The sequence below is a fragment of the Pseudidiomarina tainanensis genome (genome assembly GCF_900115255.1).
In the GTDB taxonomy this organism is placed as follows: Bacteria; Pseudomonadota; Gammaproteobacteria; order Enterobacterales; family Alteromonadaceae; genus Pseudidiomarina; species Pseudidiomarina tainanensis.
Genome location: NZ_FOYU01000003.1, coordinates 199140 through 219935, shown reverse-complemented (window position 1 = coordinate 219935; position 20796 = coordinate 199140). Strand labels below are relative to the sequence as shown.

At 49.4% G+C, this 20796-nt stretch carries 22 protein-coding genes; 13 read left to right on the top strand and 9 right to left on the bottom strand.

The genetic code is table 11. The features are described from left to right. Window positions 1-924, bottom strand: coding sequence for a glycine--tRNA ligase subunit alpha (gene glyQ, locus BM292_RS09635; RefSeq protein WP_092858002.1), 924 nt, complete (start codon window positions 922-924; stop codon window positions 1-3). Window positions 925-1006: 82 nt separating this feature from the next. Between glyQ and BM292_RS09630 the strand changes: the two genes are divergently transcribed. From BM292_RS09630 to tusA, 3 genes are read left to right on the top strand one after another with little or no spacing between them, the layout of a single operon-like run. Beyond that, window positions 1007-1600: a DNA-3-methyladenine glycosylase I gene (locus tag BM292_RS09630; RefSeq protein ID WP_092858000.1), complete on the top strand. Its 594-nt coding sequence runs from the start codon at window positions 1007-1009 to the stop codon at window positions 1598-1600. 13 nt (window positions 1601-1613) lie between these two features. Next, window positions 1614-2093, top strand: coding sequence for a GNAT family N-acetyltransferase (locus tag BM292_RS09625; RefSeq protein ID WP_092857998.1), 480 nt, complete (start codon window positions 1614-1616; stop codon window positions 2091-2093). Between the two features lie 51 nt (window positions 2094-2144). Next, window positions 2145-2381, top strand: a complete 237-nt coding sequence (tusA, locus tag BM292_RS09620; RefSeq protein ID WP_092857996.1) for a sulfurtransferase TusA — start codon at window positions 2145-2147, stop codon at window positions 2379-2381. 142 nt (window positions 2382-2523) lie between these two features. Here the strand turns inward: tusA and fadA are convergent, their stop codons facing one another. Both fadA and fadB read right to left on the bottom strand, forming a co-directional pair. After that, window positions 2524-3687, bottom strand: a complete 1164-nt coding sequence (gene fadA / locus BM292_RS09615; RefSeq protein WP_092857994.1) for an acetyl-CoA C-acyltransferase FadA — start codon at window positions 3685-3687, stop codon at window positions 2524-2526. 29 nt (window positions 3688-3716) lie between these two features. Next, window positions 3717-5858 (bottom strand): fatty acid oxidation complex subunit alpha FadB, encoded by a 2142-nt coding sequence (gene fadB / locus BM292_RS09610; RefSeq protein ID WP_092857992.1) that lies wholly within the window; start codon window positions 5856-5858, stop codon window positions 3717-3719. A gap of 126 nt (window positions 5859-5984) precedes the next feature. On the opposite strand from fadB, the gene BM292_RS09605 reads away from it, so the two are divergent. From BM292_RS09605 to BM292_RS09595, 3 genes are read left to right on the top strand one after another with little or no spacing between them, the layout of a single operon-like run. After that, window positions 5985-7964, top strand: coding sequence for a transglycosylase SLT domain-containing protein (locus tag BM292_RS09605; RefSeq protein ID WP_092857990.1), 1980 nt, complete (start codon window positions 5985-5987; stop codon window positions 7962-7964). A gap of 7 nt (window positions 7965-7971) precedes the next feature. Beyond that, entirely contained in the window at window positions 7972-8583 is a 612-nt protein-coding gene (locus tag BM292_RS09600) for a YigZ family protein (protein WP_092857988.1), read from the top strand. Window positions 8584-8592: 9 nt separating this feature from the next. Further along, entirely contained in the window at window positions 8593-10044 is a 1452-nt protein-coding gene (locus BM292_RS09595) for a TrkH family potassium uptake protein (protein WP_092857986.1), read from the top strand. Here the strand turns inward: BM292_RS09595 and trkA are convergent. From trkA to def, 4 genes are read right to left on the bottom strand one after another with little or no spacing between them, the layout of a single operon-like run. Further along, window positions 10041-11417, bottom strand: coding sequence for a Trk system potassium transporter TrkA (gene trkA / locus BM292_RS09590; RefSeq protein WP_092857984.1), 1377 nt, complete (start codon window positions 11415-11417; stop codon window positions 10041-10043). The two genes, BM292_RS09595 and trkA, sit on opposite strands and share 4 nt — an antisense overlap. Further along, window positions 11414-12721, bottom strand: coding sequence for a 16S rRNA (cytosine(967)-C(5))-methyltransferase RsmB (gene rsmB, locus BM292_RS09585; RefSeq protein ID WP_092857982.1), 1308 nt, complete (start codon window positions 12719-12721; stop codon window positions 11414-11416). The genes trkA and rsmB overlap by 4 nt, the downstream gene beginning before the upstream one ends. Next, window positions 12718-13680: a methionyl-tRNA formyltransferase gene (fmt, locus tag BM292_RS09580; protein ID WP_092857980.1), complete on the bottom strand. Its 963-nt coding sequence runs from the start codon at window positions 13678-13680 to the stop codon at window positions 12718-12720. Before fmt ends, rsmB begins: the two co-directional genes overlap by 4 nt. Further along, entirely contained in the window at window positions 13670-14176 is a 507-nt protein-coding gene (def, locus tag BM292_RS09575) for a peptide deformylase (RefSeq protein WP_092857978.1), read from the bottom strand. The genes fmt and def overlap by 11 nt, the downstream gene beginning before the upstream one ends. Window positions 14177-14257: 81 nt before the next feature. On the opposite strand from def, the gene BM292_RS09570 reads away from it, so the two are divergent. From BM292_RS09570 to hemF, 6 genes are read left to right on the top strand one after another with little or no spacing between them, the layout of a single operon-like run. Next, the gene (locus BM292_RS09570) at window positions 14258-15346 is read left to right on the top strand and encodes a LysM peptidoglycan-binding domain-containing protein (protein ID WP_092857976.1); all 1089 of its coding nucleotides are present in this window, start codon (window positions 14258-14260) and stop codon (window positions 15344-15346) included. A gap of 39 nt (window positions 15347-15385) precedes the next feature. Further along, window positions 15386-16432: a DNA-processing protein DprA gene (gene dprA, locus BM292_RS09565; RefSeq protein WP_092857974.1), complete on the top strand. Its 1047-nt coding sequence runs from the start codon at window positions 15386-15388 to the stop codon at window positions 16430-16432. 2 nt (window positions 16433-16434) lie between these two features. Further along, a complete protein-coding gene (locus BM292_RS09560; protein WP_092857972.1) occupies window positions 16435-16908 on the top strand; it encodes a DUF494 family protein in 474 nt (157 codons plus the stop codon). Continuing rightward, a complete protein-coding gene (locus BM292_RS09555) occupies window positions 16909-17304 on the top strand; it encodes a DNA topoisomerase family protein (protein WP_092857970.1) in 396 nt (131 codons plus the stop codon). 53 nt (window positions 17305-17357) lie between these two features. Further along, on the top strand, window positions 17358-17924 hold the full coding sequence (gene tsaC, locus BM292_RS09550) for an L-threonylcarbamoyladenylate synthase type 1 TsaC (protein ID WP_092857969.1): 567 nt from the start codon (window positions 17358-17360) through the stop codon (window positions 17922-17924). Between the two features lie 2 nt (window positions 17925-17926). Continuing rightward, window positions 17927-18844, top strand: coding sequence for an oxygen-dependent coproporphyrinogen oxidase (gene hemF / locus BM292_RS09545; protein ID WP_092857967.1), 918 nt, complete (start codon window positions 17927-17929; stop codon window positions 18842-18844). Here hemF and BM292_RS09540 read toward each other — a convergent pair. Further along, window positions 18841-19248, bottom strand: a complete 408-nt coding sequence (locus BM292_RS09540; protein ID WP_092857965.1) for a group II truncated hemoglobin — start codon at window positions 19246-19248, stop codon at window positions 18841-18843. The two genes, hemF and BM292_RS09540, sit on opposite strands and share 4 nt — an antisense overlap. Between BM292_RS09540 and aroE the strand changes: the two genes are divergently transcribed. Next, entirely contained in the window at window positions 19247-20071 is an 825-nt protein-coding gene (gene aroE / locus BM292_RS09535) for a shikimate dehydrogenase (protein WP_092857963.1), read from the top strand. The genes BM292_RS09540 and aroE overlap by 2 nt on opposite strands. A gap of 3 nt (window positions 20072-20074) precedes the next feature. Here aroE and BM292_RS09530 read toward each other — a convergent pair whose 3' ends face one another. Beyond that, window positions 20075-20395 (bottom strand): hypothetical protein, encoded by a 321-nt coding sequence (locus tag BM292_RS09530; RefSeq protein WP_092857961.1) that lies wholly within the window; start codon window positions 20393-20395, stop codon window positions 20075-20077. Window positions 20396-20796 lie beyond the last annotated feature (401 nt).

Here is a 20796-nt window from a genome sequence, read left to right as displayed (position 1 = left end):
TTAAGCTCCTTCTTTTACAACTGATTTATCTTGAACAAGGGGAAAACCTAGCGCTTCGCGAGCGGCATAGTACGCTTCAGCGCAGCCTTTTGCCATGGTGCGAACACGTAAGATATAGCGTTGGCGCTCGGTTACAGAAATCGCATGCCGCGCATCCAATAGGTTAAATGCATGTGAGGCACGCATCACTTGTTCATAGGCAGGCAACGGAAGATTTACCGATAGTAAGTGCTCACATTCCTTCTCGCATGAGTCGAATCGTGCAAACAGCACATCTACATCGGCATGCTCGAAGTTATAGGTCGACTGCTCCACTTCATTTTGATGGAACACATCACCATAGAGAATTTTTCCGCGAGGGCCGTCGGTCCAAACGAGGTCATAAATGCTGTCTACGCCTTGAATATACATTGCTAAACGCTCAAGGCCATAGGTGATCTCGCCAGCTACTGGCTTGCATTCTAAACCACCAACTTGCTGGAAGTACGTGAATTGGGTTACTTCCATACCGTTTAACCAAACTTCCCAGCCAAGCCCCCAAGCACCCAGCGTTGGTGACTCCCAGTTGTCTTCGACAAAACGAATGTCGTGAACCAGTGGGTCGAACCCAAGCATTTCAAGAGAACCCAAGTAAAGTTCTTGAATATTAGAAGGCGATGGCTTCAATAACACTTGAAACTGATAATAATGTTGTAAACGGTTTGGGTTTTCGCCATAGCGGCCGTCAGTTGGACGGCGACATGGTTGCACATAGGCGAAGCTAGCCGGTTCTGGACCCACTGAGCGTAAGAACGTCATCGGATGGAACGTGCCGGCGCCAACTTCCATATCCAGCGGTTGTACCACAGCGCAACCTTGCTGGGCCCAGTAATCTTGAAGGGCTAAAATGAGCCCCTGAAATGTTTTTACATCGTAGCTAGCCATGCGATATCTCGTGCTGATTTTTAAACCAAATTGGCGTAAATTATACCCTGTGTTGACGCGAGGTTACAGGATACCGTGCGAAATGACGAAAACTATTCATCGCTGCAGCTGGTGTGGCACCCACCCTGACTATGTTCATTATCATGACACGGTATGGGGACAACCAGTCAAAGATAGCCAAGAGCTCTTTGCGAAGCTGTGTCTGGACGGGCAACAAGCTGGCCTGAGTTGGATTACTATTCTACGCAAGCAAGCCAACTACGAAAAAGCATTTTGCGACTTTAATCCGCACGACATTGTGCAGTTATCGTCTGAATACCAAGCCAGTCTGATGCATAACGCCGGCATTATACGTAATCGATTAAAAATAGAATCGATTTTTAAAAACGCCAGAGCATATCTCGCGCTTCAAGAAAAAGGCGTTCAATTTAATGAATTTCTATGGCAGTTCAGCGATGGACAGCCGAGAATTTTCGCTCGGCAGGGCGGTGACATTCCCACATCAGACGAAGTTTCTGATACTATGGCGAAAGCCCTTAAAAAAGCCGGCTTTAGCTTTGTTGGTACCACCATTTGTTATGCGTTTATGCAAGCAGTAGGCATGGTGAATGACCATGTTGTGTCATGCCATTGCTATGAACCAACCTGCGACGCTATGCGCCGTTTCACACTATAGATAAGAGTTGATCATGTTAGAGATTGTCCTTGCTGACTACAGTAATCCGAAGCACCGTCAAGCGGTTATCGATATGTTAGATGACTATGCGCGCGACCCAATGGGTGGCGGCGAAGCACTACCAGAAGCAACCCGCGAAAATTTGATTGATGAAATGGCTAAGCGCGATCACGTCTTCTCAATTCTTGCTTATGTCGATGACCAGCCAGTTGGCTTAGCCAACTGTGTTGAAGGCTTCTCAACGTTCGCCGCAAAACCGGTCATGAATATTCATGATATTGCGGTTATTAAACCATTCCGCGGCCAAGGTATCTCGAAACGTTTGTTACAAGAAGTGGAAACCTTGGCGCAATTCCGTGGTTGTTGCAAACTCACCTTAGAAGTACTGCAAGGTAACGAGCCTGCAAAAATTGCCTACGAAAAGTTCGGCTTTAAACCTTATCAGCTCGATGATGCGATGGGTAAAGCTGAGTTTTGGCAGAAATACCTGTAACGACGTTAGTCGTTAATCGTTATTGGTTATTCGTGGAGCAGGAAAGAGCGCATGGCTGATGAGATAAATTCGCAGCTGGATACTTTGGGACTTCGGTGTCCAGAGCCGGTGATGATGTTGCGTGTGGCTATGCGCAAACTGAATCCGGGTGACACGCTTGAAGTGATTGCAGACGACCCAGCAACCACGCGCGATATCCCGAGCTTCTGCCGTTTTATGGATCATGAGTTGCTGTTAGCGGAAACGGAATCTCAGCCCTACCGCTACCTCATCCGCAAGGGCTCTTAAAACCAACAGCGTTATTCGTTATTCGTCCGTTCACTTCGTTCACTGTTCGTACGTAAGCTCCGCTTACTCTTCGAAAAACGAACAGTGCGGAGCACGGACGAACAGCTCGCCTTTCGGCGAGCGCACGAACAACGCTTTTTACTTACACGCGTTCGAAGACGGTGGCGATACCTTGGCCTAAACCAATACACATCGTCGCCACGCCCAGCGTCGCATCTTTGCTTTCCATCAAATTGATCAGCGTGGTCGAGATACGCGCACCGGAACAGCCGAGTGGGTGACCCAAGGCAATTGCGCCGCCGTTCAAGTTAACTTTCTCGTCCATCACGTCAAGCAGACCAAGACCTTTGAGTACAGGCAACGATTGAGCTGCGAACGCTTCGTTGAGCTCCCATAAATCGATGTCTTTCACATCAAGGCCGGCGCGCTTAAGCGCTTTTTGTGTTGCTGGCACTGGGCCGTAACCCATAATTGAAGGGTCACAACCGGCTACTGCCATCGCGCGAATACGCACTCTTGGCGTTAAGCCAAGTTCTTTCGCTTTATCGGCTGACATGACAAGGCAAGCTGCCGCGCCATCAGACAAGGCTGACGAGGTACCTGCAGTCACGGTGCCGTTCGCTGGGTCAAATACCGGACGTAAGGCTGCAAGGCCTTCAACGGTCGTTTCTGGGCGAATCACTTCGTCATTTTTCACTAAGTGTAAAATGCCGTCAGCATCGTGACCTTCTAACGCCAAGATTTCTTTAGCGAAACGGCCTTCAACAGTTGCAGCGTGAGCACGTTGATGCGAACGAGCACCAAATGCATCCTGCGCGGCACGGTCGATACCGAACTTGCGAGCCAATAATTCTGCGGTCATGCCCATGCTACCGGCGGCACGTGCGACTGATTTGTTCATACCTGGATGAAAATCAATCCCGTGCGTCATCGGTACATGGCCCATGTGTTCAACACCGCCAGCGATCATAATGTCACCGTCGCCATGCATAATGGCGCGCGCGGCATCGTGGATCGCTTGCATGGATGAACCGCACAGACGGTTCACGGTAACCGCTGATACCTGGTGTGGAATACCGGCAATCAATGCTGCGTTACGCGCAATGTTGAAACCTTGCTCTAGAGTCTGTTGTACACAACCCCAATAAATATCTTCTAATTCGTTAACGTCGACTTGCGGATTGCGCTCCAGCAAACCTTTCATTAAATGCGCCGATAAATCTTCGGCGCGAACATTGCGAAAAACACCGTTTTTCGAACGACCCATTGGGGTACGAATACAATCGACAATCACTACGTCTTTCATAAAATCCTCCGTTAGCGCTGCGCTACTGATTAACCGGCCAGGTATGATTTGCCTGACTTCGCCATGTCACGCAGGCCATCGGTTACTTGATACATTTCACCTAAGTGCGCGTACTTGTCGGCCAATGCAATAAACTTGTCGAGACCAACAGTTTCAAGGTAGCGGAATGGTCCACCACGGAATGGCGGGAAGCCAAGACCGTAAAGCAGCGCCATATCGCACTCAGCGGCACTGGCAACGATGCCTTCTTCTAAACAACGTACGCATTCGTTCACCATAGGCACCATGCAGCGCGCAATGATTTCATCGGCATCTAATTGCTTGTCGCCAATTGAAAGCATCTCGTAAACTTCAGGTGCTTTTTCTTTAGCAGGGCGACCTTTCTTGTCAACGCCGTAGTTGTAAAAGCCTTTGCCGTTTTTCTGACCAAAACGCTCAGCAGCAGCTAATTTTGCAATCGCACTACTGGTGTCACGCGGCATACGACTTGGGAAGCCCTCTGCCATCACGACAGTGCAGTGATCAGCCGTGTCGATGCCGACAACATCGGACAAGTATGCAGGACCCATTGGCCAGCCGAACTGACGTTCCATTACTTTGTCAATGCCAGCAAAATCAACGCCTTCATCAACCATACCTGCGAAGCCTGCAAGGTAAGGGAACAACACGCGGTTCACTAAGAAGCCTGGGCAGTCGTTCACCACAATTGCGGTTTTACCCATGCGCGTTGCGTAGGCAACCACCGCAGCAACCGTTTCATCAGAGGTTTTTTCGCCGCGAATCACTTCAACCAATGGCATTTTGTGCACTGGGTTGAAGAAGTGCATGCCGCAGAAGCGTGACGGGTCTTTCAAGTTTTTCGCTAGGCGGTCAATTGAAATGGTCGACGTGTTCGAGACGATAATCGTGTCATCATCCACCACACTCTCCATTTGCGCGAGTACTTTGCCTTTCACATCTGGATTTTCAACCACGGCCTCGACGACAATGTCGACGCCTTTCACGCCGTCATCTAATAACGTGGGAGTAATTGATGACAATACTTTGGCCATTTTCTTATGGTCCATACGGCCGCGTTCGACCAATTTACCAAGAATTTTGCTGGCTTCAGACATGCCCAAATCAAGTGCTTCTTGACGAATATCTTTCATCACTACCGGCACGCCTTTATAGGCTGATTGGTACGCTATGCCGCCGCCCATAATGCCGGCGCCAAGCACTGCTGCGCGCTTAATTTCTTTAGTTGCTAACTTGCCAGCTTTCTTAGCTTTGCCTTTCACTAATTGGTCAGCCATGAAGATGCCGACTTGTGCACGGCAAGCGTCGGTTTGGGTTAAGCCAACAAATGCAGCGTTTTCTGCATTCAATGCTTCTTCACGACCATGCTTGGCACCGTCTTCAACCGCTTTAATCGCTGCGTGTGGCGCTGGGTAGTGTTTACCAGCTTGTGCCGCTGCCATTGCTTTGGCGGTGACAAAGGTCATGGTAAGTTCAGTATCGTTCGCTTTTAACGGCTCGAGTTTCGGCTGACGTTTTGCGCGCCAATCTAAGTCGCCGCTTACTGCCGCTTTTACCATGCTCAGGGCTGCATCACGCAGTTTTTCTGGCATCACAACGGCGTCAACGAGGCCAATTTTGAGCGCATCTTCAGGCTTGTTATTTTTACCTGTGGTAATTAATTCCAGCGCGTTGTCAGGGCCAATAATGCGCGGTAAACGCATGGTGCCACCGAAGCCCGGAATCAAACCCAGTTTTACTTCTGGCAAGCCGATAACGGCGCTGGTGTCGACCACACGGTAATCACACGCAAGCGTCGCTTCACAACCACCGCCCAAAGCAAACCCAGCAACAGCGGCAACTGTTGGTACTGGCAAGTCTTCGAGCTGATCAAAAACGCGAGATGCTTTGGCAACCCAAACTTTGGTTTGCTCTACATCGGCAAATAATGTGAGGAATTCTGTAATGTCAGCACCTACAATGAATGTAGGCTTCGCACTGGTGACAATCACACCGCGCAGATCTTTGTTGTTGGCCAATTCAGTTAAAGCTTGGCTGAATTCTTCCAAGGTTTTCTGGTCAAACTTGTTCACAGAGCCTGCGGCTGCGAATTGAAGCTCGGCAATGCCGTCTTCTACAAATTCAACCCGAATGCTATCACCCTGATAAATCATATTCGGTCTCCTTGAGCGTTTACTGATAATCAGATTGCTTTCGGTTAAAGTGGTTCTTATAGTCGCCCTAGAGTTTGGCCTTATTGGGGCAAATTTTCAATGATTTTTTAAACGTGCGTTTGAATTATGTCGAAGTGGTATCAACAATTTTGTACGGTTTTACTGTGTGCGAGTAGTTTAGTTAGCGGTATTCACGCGAGTGAAGCGCAAACTGCTCAGGCTACTGCAAGCCCTATTGATGTGCGCGCACAACAACGCGAACTATTTTTAGAGGCGGAAGCGGCGTTAAAAAATCGTCAGTTAGACGACTATTCGCGCCTCATTGAAGCCTTAGGCGCATACCCTCTAGTACCTTATCTTGAAGCGGATTATATTCGTTTACTCGCCACTCCTAAAGATGATGCCCGGGTGAGTGAATTTCTCGATCAACACTACCTTTCGCCGTTAGGCTGGCAAGTTCGCTCGGTCTGGTTAGATAAACTGATGGACGACCATCATTACGAGCAGTTTCTGAGTTACTATGAGTATCCAGGAAGCATTCGTCACCAGTGTTTCGCTGTTTACGCACAACTCGCAACAGGTACGGGCGATACTGCGCCAATCTTACGGTTGGTGAATGATATTTGGCTAACAGGAGAGTCATTGCCGAAAGACTGCGACCCAGTTTTAGAAGCTTGGACAAATGCCGGCATGCGCACTGCCGATATGATTTGGCAGCGTATAGTGCTTGCTGCAGAGGGTGGTCAACATACTCTGATTCCCTATTTACAGAAATTACTGCCAGAAAACATGCAGTATCTAGCCGAGCATTATCATCGGGTGCGCCGCAACCCTGCTAATTTAACTCAAAGAAAATACTTATCCGGCGACTTCCCCAAGCACGAAACACAAATTGTAACCTATGGCTTAGGGCGGCTGATTTGGCGTGACCCAGATGTGGCGCTAGAGCTTATGGATAGCTTGCCTGCCCATATTAACTTCTCCGCTGAGCAATATTTGCTGTTACGGCAAACGTTCGCAGTCGCTTTAAGCTTAAAAGACCATGACCAAGCGAGTCGTTGGCTCGCTCGATTGGATGCGACCGAACATACTGATGCGACGTTGCACTGGCAACTTGCAGAGTGGTTGCGGGAGGGCGCTTGGACACAGATCATGAGCCTTGTTCCACGTTTACCAGACACTCAGCGCGAATCAGATCAGTGGCAATATTGGTTTGCTCGGTCGCTTGAGGCTCAAGGTTTTGGGCCGGTATCTAAGCAAATTTTTGAACGTCTAGCGCAACAACGTAGCTATTATGGTTTCTTGGCAGCAGCAAAACTAAAACAGTCGTTGTCGCTCAGTCGCGAGGCGCTCGAACTGCCTCCAGAACAAATCAGCCGTGTACGGCAGCTGCCGGGTGTGCAGCGCGCATACGAGTTGCGGGCGTTGGACAGAGGGCTCGATGCGCGACGTGAATGGAATAGCTTACTTGAACATTTACCACCCGATGATCAGCGGGCTTTGGCTGTTATTGCCAGTGATTGGGGCTGGCATGATCAAGCGATTTATACGCTTGGCACATTGGGTGAGTACGATGCGATTGCACAGCGCTTTCCGACTGCCTATCTGGAAGAACATCAGCAGTTTTCCGATGCCGCGAATATTGATGTGAATTGGGCATTAGCAGTGTCGCGGCGTGAAAGTGCGTTCCGTGACGATGCACGATCACACGCCGGTGCCTACGGCCTCATGCAATTACTCCCGAGCACCGCTAACTTAGTTGAACGTCGTGATGTTAGCGTGCACGAGCTATTTAATCCGTCGTACAATATCCGTCTTGGTACACGATACCTTGCAGACTTGCAGCGCCGCCTAGGCGATAATTGGATCTTGGCAACAGCGGCGTATAATGCAGGCATTTATCGCGTTTATGATTGGCTTCCGGCACAACCTATGGAAGTTGACCGTTGGATTGAGCTGATTCCTTACGCAGAAACGCGAAATTATGTGAAGAATGTATTGGCCTATCAGCAAATTTACCGCACGTTACGTGAGAACGAGCTGCAACCCGAATTATTTGGTGAGTTAGTGCCGATGCAAATTAGTGGCGCACAGCTCAAACGTTAGGAAAGCTATGAGTGGATATCGGGTACCGAGCGCACCGGCAACCCATGAAGTGATTATCAAAAATAGTCGCTTTATTGCTTCGGCACGCCATGTGGAATCAGCCGCAGAACATCAGCAGCATATCCGCGACTGCCAGCAACAATGGCCTGGCGCAAGTCACTATTGCACCGCAGCGCTTTATGCAGCGCCAACTGATAGCCAAAAGTACGCGATGAGTGACGATGGTGAGCCTTCAGGTACAGCGGGAAGACCAATGTTTCACGTGCTACAAAGTAGCGGCATCGGCGAAATCTCGGTGGTCGTTACACGTTATTTCGGTGGTGTAAAGCTGGGCACCGGCGGTTTGCAGCGCGCCTATAGTCAAGCGGTAAGCGACGTGGTTAAAGTTTTGACTTGTCATGAAAAAGTACTACGCAAAGCGGCTCAGATAAACTACGATTATGCAGACCAAAGTGTGGTTTCGCATATGCTGCAACAATATGATGCAGAGATTACAGCGCAGCAATTTACAGCGCATGTTGAAGCGACGTTAGCGGTTGTGGCTAACACTGCACTTGAACTGCAATCCGACATAAAAAATGCTACGCAAGGGCGCGTAGTCATCACAATTATAAAATGAGGACGGCTAGTGCGCTTTCGCGGCATACTTCGTATTCTAGGATTACTGATTTGTCTATTTAGTGCGACATTGATCCCACCTGGTATCGTCGCGCTAATTTACGAAGACGGTGGTGGCGTTGCCTTTTTGCTGGCGTTTATTGTCAGTATTATCGTCGGCTTTTTGGTCTGGTATCCCAATCGCAATGAACGTTCTGACCTTAAGGTTCGTGATGGCTTTTTGCTCACCGTATTATTTTGGACGGTACTTGGCTCGGTAGGGATTCTGCCATTATGGTTTACCGCAGAAGTGCCGCTGTCGATTACCGATGCTGCGTTTGAGTCGTTTTCAGGGCTCACGACAACCGGCGCAACTATTCTCACTGGTATTGAACACCTCCCACACAGTATTCTTTTTTACCGCCAGCAGCTCCAGTGGTTGGGTGGTATGGGTATTATCGTACTTGCGGTGGCAATACTGCCAATGCTCGGCATTGGCGGCATGCAGCTGTATCGGGCAGAAATTCCAGGGCCACTAAAAGATGCGAAAATGACACCGCGTATTGCGGATACCGCGAAGCATCTTTGGTATATCTACGTTGCTTTAACCGCCGTTTGCGCGATTGCCTATAAACTTGCTGGAATGGGGTGGTTCGATGCCATTGGCCACGCTTTTTCGACCATTGCTGTCGGCGGCTTCAGCACTTACGATGCCAGTATGGGGTATTTTGATAGCTCGCTGATTAACACCATTTGTGTGGTGTTTTTACTCCTGTCATCAATTAATTTCGCGGTGCACTATGCGGCAATCACCGGCCGTTCGCTGTGGGGCTACTTTAAAGACCCGGAAGCGCGTGGGTTTATATTCATTCAAGTGGTTTTGATCATCGTCGTGTTCATGACGGTGCTGGTGCACAAAGTTTTTGATAATACCGAAATCGCCTTCAATCAAGCGATGTTTCAAGCCGTATCCATCAGTACTACGGCAGGCTTTGCAACGGCAGATTTTGCCAGTTGGCCGCTATTTCTTCCCATTCTTTTAATCTTCGCGAGTTTCATAGGTGGTTGCGCAAGTTCAACAGCTGGTGGTTTAAAAGTAGTGCGCGTTTTGCTGCTTTTCCGCCAAGGGGTACGTGAACTGAACCGGTTGGTGCATCCGCAGGGCATGTACTCGGTAAAACTAGGGCAGCGTATTGTGCCGCCGCGGGTGGTAGAGGCGGTTTGGGGATTTTTCGCCGCTTACGCACTGGTGTTTGTCGTGATTATGCTAGGGCTATTGGCAACGGGCCTTGACGATATTACGGCTTTTTCGGCAACAGCCGCCTGCCTTAATAACTTAGGCCCTGGTCTTGGCGAAGTCGCTGCTAACTACGCGGGTATTTCGGATACCGCCAAATGGCTGCTCGTGGTCGCGATGTTGTTTGGACGCCTCGAAGTGTTCACTATCTTGGTGTTATTAACGCCGACCTTCTGGCGTAGTTAGAAGAATAGGGCGCTTGGTTGGAACAGGCGCTCCACTTCGCGAATATACTTCTTATCAACCAAGAACAGAATAACGTGGTCATCGGCCTGTAATACCGTATCATCGTGAGCAATCAGTACTTCATTCCCACGCACAATTGCACCAATGGTTGTGCCTGGCGGCAGCTTGATTTCATCAATGGTTTTACCGATAACTTTTGAGGTCTTTTCGTCACCGTGCGCTATGGCCTCAATCGCCTCTGCAGCGCCCTTGCGAAGTGAGTAAGCGTTTACTATGTCGCCTTTTCGAATCAACGATAGCAGCGCTGAAACTGTTGCGCGTTGCGGCGAAATAGCAATGTCGATAACGTTGTCTTGCACAAGATCAACATAGGCCTGGCGCTGAATCAGCACCATGGTTTTCTTGGCCCCTAGTTTTTTTGCTAACATCGCGGACATGATGTTTGCTTCGTCATCGTTGGTTACCGCAATAAACACATCCATATCTTCAATATGTTCTTCCGTGAGCAAGCGCTCATCAGACGCATCGCCTTGCAAAATCGTGGTGTTTTGTAAGCTTTCGTTGAGTGCTTCGGCGCGCTCTTTATTGTGTTCAATCAGTTTGACGCGATGGTTTTCTTCTAACAGTGCGGCAAGGCCAGCACCAACATTACCGCCACCAGCAATCATCACGCGGCGATATTGATGCTCAAGCTTTTGCATTTCTTCCATCACCATCCGCACGTAACGGGTGTCGGCAATAAAGAAAATTTCATCGCCGGCCTCGATAATGGTTGTCCCCATCGGTTTAATGGCTTGGCCCTGACGAAATATTGCCGCAACCCGCGTTTCCACATTTGGCATGTGGCTTTTTAGCGTTGATATCGCATGACCAACGAGTTTACCGCCATAATAGGCACGAACGGCAACGAGACTGGCGCGACCGCTAGCAAACTCCATCACTTGTAAGGCGCCTGGATAATCGACGAGACGTTTAATATAGTGAGTCACCTGTTGCTCAGGCGAAATCAGATGGTCGACGGGGATGTCGTCTTTGTGAAATAGCTTATCTTTGTAATCGCTGTATTCCTGTGACCGAATCCGAGCAATTCGTTTCGGTGTGCGATAAAGCGTGTAAGCAATTTGGCACGCTAACATGTTGGTTTCGTCACTTGGCGTAACCGCAATCAGCATGTCGGCGTCTTCGCATCCCGCTTGTCGCAGCACGCGTGGGTGCGAAGCATGGCCTTCTATGGTACGAATATCGTGAAGTTCAGACAGGGCTTCAAGGCGACCCTTGTCGGTATCAACAACGGTAATATCGTTATCTTCGCCGACCAAGTTTTCTGCTAACGTGCCGCCAACTTGTCCACCGCCTAAAATCACTATTTTCATTTGCGCTTTTCCAGTTTTGCGTAATAAAACCCGTCGCCATTATTGTCACCGGGTAACCATTGCCACTCTACTGCGCCATCGGGTTTCGTTGCAACTGCTATTGCATCCGAATGTGCTTGTTTAAATGCTTCAATTTGCGATGTATTTTCTTCAGCTAGTATAGAACATGTCGCATAAAGTAGGGTGCCGCCCGGCTTCAGCGTTGGCCATAAAGCGTTAAGAATTTGCTGTTGAATATGCACTAGCTCAGCAATATCGCTATCGCGACGGAGCCATTTTATATCTGGATGACGACGGATAACACCGGTAGCTGAACACGGTGCATCGAGTAAAATCCGGTCAAACAGCTGACCATTCCACCACTCGGTATTCGTCGCATCGGCTTGGCGCACTTCAGCGTTAAGCTTTAATCGCTTTAAATTATCATGGACACGCTGCAATCGTGGCGCATCGGCATCAATCGCAAGTACTTGGGCCTCTGGTTGTTGCTCTAAAATATGAGCGGTTTTACCACCTGGCGCCGCACAGCAATCGAGAATGCGCTCGCCGGCTTGCGCGTTGAGCAACCAAGCGGCATGTTGCGCTGCAATATCTTGAACTGAAACCCAACCATCTTGAAAGTGCGGTAACTGTTGCACATCAACTGCCTGAACAAGCTGGATAGCGGTTTCGAGTGGTGCTTCGGTTATTGCTTCTATCCCGGCGTCGCTGAGTAATTGCAGGTATTCGGCACGATTCGTATAGCGTGAATTGATTCGCAACCACATAGGGGCTTGCCCGTTGTTAGCGGTAAAAATTGCTTCAGCCTGCGCAGGATAATGTTGTGTAATTAGGTCAGACAACCAACGCGGATGATTGTGCAGGAGCGCTGGTTTACGAGCGAGTTGTTGCTGTAACTCTGGCAGTTGACGTTGCAGATTGCGCAGCACGCCATTGACCAAGCCTTTTTGCTTGCCGCGCTTAAGTAATACCGCAGCATCAACGGTTGCCGAAACTGCAGCATGTTCAGCAGAGCCCATGTAGACCAGCTGATACGCACCAACGAGGAGCAAACTGTGCAGAATCTTGAGTTCGCCTTTCAACGGCTTGCTGATTAACTCGCCCACCATGAAGTTAAGCGCTGGTAAATATCGCAGTGTGCCGTAGGCTAGCGCCTGCGCCATGCCTTTATCGCGTGGCTCCAAGTGTTTATTTAAACTGGGTAGTGCTTGGCTGAGTGAGCGCCCCTGTTCCACAACTTGAAACACGGCCTGCGCAGCAACAGCGCGACTCTCGGCTCCGGGGCGCACGTTACGGTGCGTCATGATTTTACCTGAGGGAGCGTCGTACCCGGCGTAAACCAATCACTGCGCCCATTGAGGAAGTCGGCGGCCGGCATTGGTTTCTTACCTGCTGGCTGTAATTCAAGTAGCCGCAAAGCCCTATCGGTGGTTTGTACCACGACACCATGTTTATCCGCTTGCAAGATTGTACCTGGCGCTGCGTTTGCGCCAGCGACGACATCGGTACGCCAGACTTTGACGATTTCACCGTTATCGCAAGCGAGCCAACAAATCGGCCAAGGATTAAAGGCGCGTACCCAGCGCTCAAGCGCTACCGCCGGCTGCTGCCAATCTAATTGCGCTTCTTCTTTGCTAAGTTTCTTAGCATAAGTCGCTTGCGCGTCGTCTTGCACAACAGCAGTTTGTTGTAAGCGCTCTAAATCGTGCAGAGCGTCGCATAACGCTTTGGGGCCTAATTCAGCCAGCTTGCTATAAAGCGTCTCTGACGTATCGGTGGGTAAAATAGGCAATCGGGCTTCGAGTAACACCGGACCAGTATCTAAACCTGCTTCCATCTGCATGACAGCCACGCCAGTTTCGTGATCACCGGCCCATAGTGCTCGTTGTATCGGGGCGGCACCACGCCAGCGCGGCAGCAATGAACCGTGCACGTTGACGCACCCGAGTCTTGGCGTATCTAAAACGACTTGTGGCAACAATAACCCGTAAGCCACCACCACCATCACATCGGCGCGATAATTGGCTAACGTTGCTTGCGCATCGGCTTGCTTGAACGACTCGGGCTGCTCAACCGGAAGCGCGTGCTGCAGCGCGAGTTGTTTTACTGGGCTGGCTTGTAGTTTTTTGCCGCGACCGGCGGGGCGGTCGGGCTGGGTATAGACAGCAACAACATCAATGTTGGTCGCGTCGATTAATGCCGCCAAGTGCTGCGCCGCAAAATCTGGCGTGCCAGCAAAAACGACTTTCAGCTTATTCGGCATGCAGACGCGCTTCTTTTTCGAGTTTTTTACGAATACGGTCGCGTTTTAGCGGCGACAAGTAGTCGACGAACAGCTTACCATTGAGATGATCGAGTTCGTGTTGAATGCAGATGGCCAGTAAACCTTCAGCAGTGAGTGAAAACTCTTCACCGTTTTTATCGAGAGCTTTAACCGTGACTTTACCGGCGCGTTCTACTTTTGCGTAAACGCCTGGGAACGATAAACAGCCTTCTTCATTGGTGAAATGGCCTTCTTGTGCTGTAATCTCTGGGTTAATAAACACCAGTGGTTCGTTCTGATCTTCACTACAGTCAGCAACGAATAGGCGACGGTGAATATCAACTTGGGTGGCAGCAAGGCCCACGCCATTGGACTCGTACATGGTTTCAAACATGTTGTCGATGTCCGCTTTGAGGGCGTCGTCAACTTGCTGAATTGGTTGTGCGACGGTGCGTAATCGCTCGTCTGGATATTTTAAAATTGTTAATTTACTCATAACCTTTCATTCGCTAGTTTCATCTTGCGTGATTTTAACGTAATTTGGGGATGAACACACGGTTTTACAACGGAGCTTAAGATGACCAAATGGCAATTACCGGCGATTGCGCTAATCGGTTTTCTGCTAGGCACACCACAGCATGTTGCCGTGGCGCAGTCGACTACCGCAGAACAAACAAAAGGCGACGTGCTGTCGTTGCGTGAGGACGCGCCGCAGGAATATGTTGTCAAAAAGGGTGACACGCTGTGGGATATTTCCGAGTTGTATTTAAATGACCCGTGGTACTGGCCTGAACTCTGGCGCATTAACGAAGACGTCAAAAACCCGCATTTAATTTATCCAGGTGATCGGTTATTGCTGATTTGGGTTGATGGCAAGCCGCAACTGACTCGAAAAGAATACCGCGCGTTATTGCCGCAGGGCGAGATAAAAGACAAGGGCGAGCCGATTCCAACGTTTTCACGCGAGATGCTGGCGCCATTATTGACCGAACACCGACTGCTTAGCGGCAATAAGCTTAGCGGGCTGCCGCAGATTCTTGGCGATAACCGTGGTGCGCCACGCGTGAACGGCATGTTACCGGTGTTTATCAAAGGCGCCGTTGAGAAAACGACTTATAGCGTGTTCACGCCAGTTGAGCGCATCGATCAGGGCGAGTTATTACGCTATGTTGGCGACGTGGACGTCACCTACAATGGTGGTGATATAGCCGAAGGTGAACTAAGCCGTATTCAACGAGAAATTCGCCGCGGTGACTACTTGTTAGAAGCCAAACCTTTAAATTTGCCGGCTGTGATTACGCCAACCTCTGGCGCCAATACCGATGGCCAGGTCATCGCTTCGCTCAACTCACGAAAAGAGCAAGGTAAATACGATGTTGTTGTGCTCAACAAAGGTGCGCAGCATGGTGTTGCTGTAGGACAGATGTATCAAGCGATTCGTCCGGGCTCAACTATTTTTGTTGAGGGCGAAGAAATAAGCTTGGTGAATTACTATAAACCAGCAGACGATTTATCACGTTTTTGGCGCAACACGGTGCAATTACCAGCGTCAGCGACGGCTGAGATGATGGTACTTGAAGTACAAGATGAAACCAGCTTCGCGATAGTGTTGCGCTCACGCGAGTGGCTGTCGGTAGGTGATTACTATATTCCTAAGCAACTCTAAAACACGAGTCGTCTTAATCAACAATCGGAGGTTATCAGCATGGATGCTGAAACCGCAACGACGTTACTGGCGCTTGCCAGTGCGCCGAGCAAACATCGGAAGTTTTTACGTAGCCTAAGTTCGTTTGAACAAATTTCAGCTCATGCGAAGTGGCCCGATGCGAATCTTGTTCCTGCTCGTATCGAGCGATTACGGCTATGGGCTGAGCAGCCCAATTGTTATGCTATTCATTTGCGTGACCCACGCTATCCAGAAACGTTACGACATATTCATGACCCACCGTTAGTGCTATTCGCGCAGGGTGACTTGAGTTGTTTGAATGCCATGAGTGTTGCCATTATTGGCAGTCGCAACGTGTCGCCAGTGGGGCAGCATACTGCGGATTATTTTGCGCGCGGTTTGGCGCGTTCAGGTGTGGTTGTCAGCAGTGGGCTTGCGCTGGGTATTGATGGCGCTGCGCACCGTGGCGCTTTAGATGAAGGAAAAACTTTAGCGGTATTGGCAGCTGGCCCGGATGTTTACTACCCGTCGCGCAATCGGCAATTGCAGCAGCAAATCATGCAATCAGGATTAGTGGTGACTGAGTTTGCGCCAGGCACGCCGGCAAAACGTGATCATTTCCCGCGTCGAAATCGAATCTTAAGCGGACTTTCTAAATTAGTTCTCGTGATTGAGGCGAAACTTTATAGCGGTACGATGATCACGGCAGGGCTGGCGCGAGAGCAACAAAAAACGATTATGGCAGTACCCGGTTCAATCTGGGATGCGGCATTTACGGGGAGCTTTAAGCTATTGCAAGAAGGAGCCGGTATTGCAGTTTGTGTGAATGATATTCTCCATGAGTTGAATTTGCCAGAACTGCCCCCATCTCAATTGTCAGAAAAACATCATCAAATAAATTCGAAACGAAGCTTGGCAAACCGCCAATTGTTGGCTAATGTGGGATCAGAGGTCACCTCAATAGACACCATTGTGGCGCGCAGTGGACTGCCGGTTGCGATTGTTACAGAGCAGTTGGTGTTGTTAGAGCTTGAGGGCAGTGTGGTCTCAGTATCAGGCGGTTATATAAAAATGGGGAGGCGCTAACGATGTTTGATATCCTCATGTACTTGTTCGAGAACTATATACATTCGGACATGGAGGTTGTAGTTAACCACGACGAGCTAACTGACGAACTCACCCGCGCTGGTTTCCATCGCCAAGAGATTCATAAAGCACTCGCTTGGTTAGAACGCTTGGCTGACTTACAAGACAGCCAAACCTCACCGTATGTCAATAAGTCTGAGAGCAAAAGTACACGGGTCTTTACGGCCGATGAAGTTGCGCGACTGGATTGTGCCAGCCGTGGTTTTTTAATGTACCTAGAGAGCCTTGGGGTATTGGACTTCACAACTCGCGAAATGGTTATTGACCGAGTGATGGAGCTCGACACCCAACAGTTTACGCTCGACGATTTGAAATGGGTTGTGCTGATGGTGCTGTTTAATGTACCAGGCCACGAAGACGCCTATGATCAAATGGAAGGCTTACTGTTTGAGGAACCCGAGGGTTTATTGCATTAAATGACCGATAACTTCTTGGAACCACAGTCGCTGGGCGTGCCTTGCCCCCGGTGTCAGCGCGATCTGCAACTCAAAAAGGGCCGTTATGGCTTATTTGTTGGTTGTAGCGGTTATCCCGACTGCGATTATATGACCGCGGCTGATTTTGACCCTGGTACCGATGCGCCTTGTCCAGTTTGCCAAACCGGTAAACTGGTGCAGAAAACGAGCCGTTTTGGTAACTCGTTTTACGCTTGTGACCATTATCCTACATGTAAATACTCGGTGAACTTACCGCCAGTGGCCCAACCTTGCCCAACCTGTCAATTTCCACTGCTATTGAAAAAGAAAACAGCAGCTGGCGAACGGCTGATTTGCGCAAATGATTCCTGTGATTACAAATCTTCGTTAAAATAGCCCAACTTTCACAAATAATCCGGCATTTTGAAGTATTGGAAGAGACCACCGACATGACTGAACAAACAGATCCATGGTTATTGGCGAAGCAAGCGTTCGCTAGCGGCGAATTGCTGGCGTACCCCACCGAAGCAGTATTTGGTTTGGGTTGTGACCCGCGTAACGGCGCTGCGGTTAATAAATTACTGCAAGCGAAACAGCGTCCGCAAGAGAAAGGACTGATCTTACTCGCCGCCGATTATAGTCAATTGGTGGGTTTTGTTGCCGATCATAAAATTCCACAGGATAAACGGTTCAGCGTATTTTCTAATTGGCCGGGCCCAGTCACCCTGTTATTACCAGCGGCAGATAACGTGCCGGAATGGTTGCGCGGCGCGCACGATCAAATCGCTGTGCGCGTTACTGCCCATGAACCCGCTCGCCAGCTCTGTAAAGCACTCGGCAGTGCTATTGTTTCAACTAGTGCGAATATTTCGGGACAACCTGCGCTGACCACAGCATCAGAGGTGCGCGAAACCTTTGGCGACAATATCGCTTGGGTCATGGATGCGCCAACCGGCGGTGCACTGAAACCTTCGCGGATTATCGACCCATTGACGAACAAGGTTATTCGGGATTAAGCATGCATGATTCGATGTTAGAACAGGTCAATCACTACCTGAAAAGTTTGCAAGACAAAATCTGTGATGAACTTGAGCAAGCTGACGGTAAGAGTACCTTTAAAGAGGAAGCTTGGCAGCGCCCAGGTGGCGGTGGTGGTCGCTCGCGCGTGTTGCGCGATGGTGCTGTGCTAGAGCAGGGTGGCGTCGGCTATTCACATGTTTTCGGCGAGCAAATGCCGGCATCGGCAACCGCACACCGACCAGAGCTTGCCGGACGAAATTTCAATGCGTGCGGGGTGAGCTTGGTGATGCATCCGCGCAATCCCTACGTACCCACTAGTCACGCCAATGTTCGTTTTTTTATTGCTGAAAAAGAGGGTGCTGAGCCGGTTTGGTGGTTTGGGGGTGGGTTTGATCTCACCCCGTTTTACCCATTTGATGATGATATCAAACACTGGCATCAGGTTGCTTACGACGCGCTGAAGCCGTTTGGTGATGAGCTCTATCCTAAGTTTAAGAAGTGGTGTGATGATTATTTTTGGCTGAAACACCGCGACGAAACTCGCGGCGTTGGTGGCCTATTTTTTGATGATTTAAACCAGCGTGGATTTGACGAAAGCTTCGCAATTATGCGCGCTGTGGGTGATGCCTATCTTGAGGCTTACCTGCCAATTATTGCTCGTCGCAAAGACACCCCATATGGTGAACGCGAGCGGGAGTTTCAGCTGTATCGTCGCGGTCGCTACGTTGAATTCAACCTCGTTTGGGACAGAGGAACGCTGTTTGGTTTGCAAACGGGTGGACGCACTGAGTCAATACTCATGTCAATGCCGCCGCTAGCGCGTTGGGAATATGGTTATCAACCTGAATCAGGCAGCCCCGAAGCAAAACTTTATACGGACTATTTACGCCCGCGTGACTGGTTAACTGAGCTTTAGTCGGTATTAATCATATGATGCGCCAATTGCGTAAAGCGTTGGCGCAGTTGCATTTTGAGTAACTCGTCGTCAACTTGTTCATCAAGCACTTGGTACATACACAGCAACCACTGATCGCGCAATTTTACGTCAATGGTAAAGGGCATGTGACGAGCACGTAAGCGCGGATGACCATACTTTTCTTCGAATAGTTGCGGACCACCGAACCAGCCACTTAAAAACTCATAAAATTTCTGGCGAATTGCGGTCATTGGCTGTGGGTGAATGGCTAACAAATCTTTTGCGCGTGGGTCACTCTCCATGACATCATAAAATCTCTCTGCCATGGCGCGAACTGCTGTTTCACCGCCAAGCTGGTCATAAATTGATTTTGGGCCTGTGCCCTTACGAAGGAAGTTAAACATGGCGATATATACTGTCTTTGGGAATCCGATTGCGCATAGTTTATCACCCCAAATACACCAAGCCTTTGCTCAGCAGAGCGGGGTAGAACTGAATTACACGCGTAGTTTAACATCACAGGCTCGCTTTCGCCGAGCAGTTGCAGAGTTTTTTCGACATGGTGGTGCTGGCGCCAATGTCACCGTGCCATTTAAGCAACAAGCTTTTGAACTGGTCACTTATGTCACCGCGCGCGCACAACAAGCAGGTGCTGTGAACACTTTGGTGCCGTTAGGCTACGGCCAATTGCTTGGCGATAACACCGATGGAATTGGTCTGGTTCGTGATTTACAACGCAATTTAGGGCAGACTCTTGCTCACCGCGATGTGGTTATTTTGGGAGCTGGCGGCGCGGCACGTGGCATCATTGCACCCTTGCTGGAGCAGGAGCCCAGTAGCTTAATCATTGCCAACCGCACTGAGGAAAAGGCCCAAATTTTGGTTGAACAGTTTGCCAACTCAAAACTTCAAGCGTGTCGCTTTTATGAATTAGCGATTCCAACCGGAGCGATCGTGATTAATGCAACCAGCGCCAGTCTCGCTGGTGAGAAACTTCCCGTAGCACCCACCGAGTTAGCGCATGCTACCTGTGCTTACGACATGGTTTACGGCGCACAACCAACCGTATTTATGCAGCAAGCACAGCAAGCCGGCGTTTCAGTCATGAATGATGGATTAGGTATGCTGGTTGAACAAGCAGGCGCGGCATTTCAAATGTGGCATGAAGGCGCTGAACTAGATACGCAGAAAGTTATTCAGGAAATACGTGAAAGGCTCGTTGGTTGACGTTTAGTCGCGCAAAACAATATCAGGACTGAGGTCGACGTCGCCCTCATGATTGACCGTGGCGAACTCACTGCCACGCCGAACTACCGCCGTTGGGCCGTCTTCGGTGTTACGAATAAAGGCTAAGTCAAAGCCGAATTTTTGTAACTGATAAACCCCAAATTTTTGGTCCATCGACAATCGATCCCACCACTCCGACTGGTTCAGAGCAATGCGACGCCGCTCAAACTCCTCGAGTTGGCGCAGCTCATCTTTTGTCAACTTCATCGATTCTATTTCCATGGGGCCACGTTTGGTTAAGTATTCATCAGTAACTAGCATCATATAGATAGTACTCATTCAACACTAGTTCAGATTGCTTTTGCAAGAACTATGACAAGCAGTATATAGAAAAAGTAAGACGATGTTGATTCCTTTTACGCATATGGCTTTTTGATAACGCGCAAAAATTGTTCTAAGAAAATCGCATTTGGCACTAGCAATCGCCGATTAATGTGATAGTCTTCTATTTCGATTCAACTAGAATTGACAGAGCACGCCGTTACCTTCCAAGTATGTGCTAAAAATCAGTTTCCACAACTGAACCAAAATAAGAATAAAACGCTGTCAGGGATTCAGATGTACTGCGAAGCCCTTGTTTTTCAAGACGTTTATCAAATCTAAGTCACCAGAGATCTATGATCTTTCACTGGTGAGCCTTGTCGTTTTCAACAGACTTATCCACA

Bases quoted from the DNA above. Each gene is read 5' to 3' on its own strand.
- BM292_RS09570 (WP_092857976.1), top strand. From the start codon at position 14,258: ATGACCAAATGGCAATTACCGGCGATTGCGCTAATCGGTTTTCTGCTA.
- aroE (WP_092857963.1), top strand. From the start codon at position 19,247: ATGGCGATATATACTGTCTTTGGGAATCCGATTGCGCATAGTTTATCA.
- dprA (WP_092857974.1), top strand. From the start codon at position 15,386: ATGGATGCTGAAACCGCAACGACGTTACTGGCGCTTGCCAGTGCGCCG.
- BM292_RS09530 (WP_092857961.1), bottom strand. From the start codon at position 20,395: ATGATGCTAGTTACTGATGAATACTTAACCAAACGTGGCCCCATGGAA.
- BM292_RS09630 (WP_092858000.1), top strand. From the start codon at position 1,007: ATGACGAAAACTATTCATCGCTGCAGCTGGTGTGGCACCCACCCTGAC.
- BM292_RS09560 (WP_092857972.1), top strand. From the start codon at position 16,435: ATGTTTGATATCCTCATGTACTTGTTCGAGAACTATATACATTCGGAC.
- glyQ (WP_092858002.1), bottom strand. From the start codon at position 924: ATGGCTAGCTACGATGTAAAAACATTTCAGGGGCTCATTTTAGCCCTT.
- def (WP_092857978.1), bottom strand. From the start codon at position 14,176: ATGAGTAAATTAACAATTTTAAAATATCCAGACGAGCGATTACGCACC.
- hemF (WP_092857967.1), top strand. From the start codon at position 17,927: ATGCATGATTCGATGTTAGAACAGGTCAATCACTACCTGAAAAGTTTG.
- BM292_RS09540 (WP_092857965.1), bottom strand. From the start codon at position 19,248: ATGTTTAACTTCCTTCGTAAGGGCACAGGCCCAAAATCAATTTATGAC.
- trkA (WP_092857984.1), bottom strand. From the start codon at position 11,417: ATGAAAATAGTGATTTTAGGCGGTGGACAAGTTGGCGGCACGTTAGCA.
- BM292_RS09625 (WP_092857998.1), top strand. From the start codon at position 1,614: ATGTTAGAGATTGTCCTTGCTGACTACAGTAATCCGAAGCACCGTCAA.
- BM292_RS09600 (WP_092857988.1), top strand. From the start codon at position 7,972: ATGAGTGGATATCGGGTACCGAGCGCACCGGCAACCCATGAAGTGATT.
- tusA (WP_092857996.1), top strand. From the start codon at position 2,145: ATGGCTGATGAGATAAATTCGCAGCTGGATACTTTGGGACTTCGGTGT.
- rsmB (WP_092857982.1), bottom strand. From the start codon at position 12,721: ATGACGCACCGTAACGTGCGCCCCGGAGCCGAGAGTCGCGCTGTTGCT.
- fadB (WP_092857992.1), bottom strand. From the start codon at position 5,858: ATGATTTATCAGGGTGATAGCATTCGGGTTGAATTTGTAGAAGACGGC.
- BM292_RS09555 (WP_092857970.1), top strand. From the start codon at position 16,909: ATGACCGATAACTTCTTGGAACCACAGTCGCTGGGCGTGCCTTGCCCC.
- fadA (WP_092857994.1), bottom strand. From the start codon at position 3,687: ATGAAAGACGTAGTGATTGTCGATTGTATTCGTACCCCAATGGGTCGT.
- BM292_RS09605 (WP_092857990.1), top strand. From the start codon at position 5,985: ATGTCGAAGTGGTATCAACAATTTTGTACGGTTTTACTGTGTGCGAGT.
- tsaC (WP_092857969.1), top strand. From the start codon at position 17,358: ATGACTGAACAAACAGATCCATGGTTATTGGCGAAGCAAGCGTTCGCT.
- fmt (WP_092857980.1), bottom strand. From the start codon at position 13,680: ATGCCGAATAAGCTGAAAGTCGTTTTTGCTGGCACGCCAGATTTTGCG.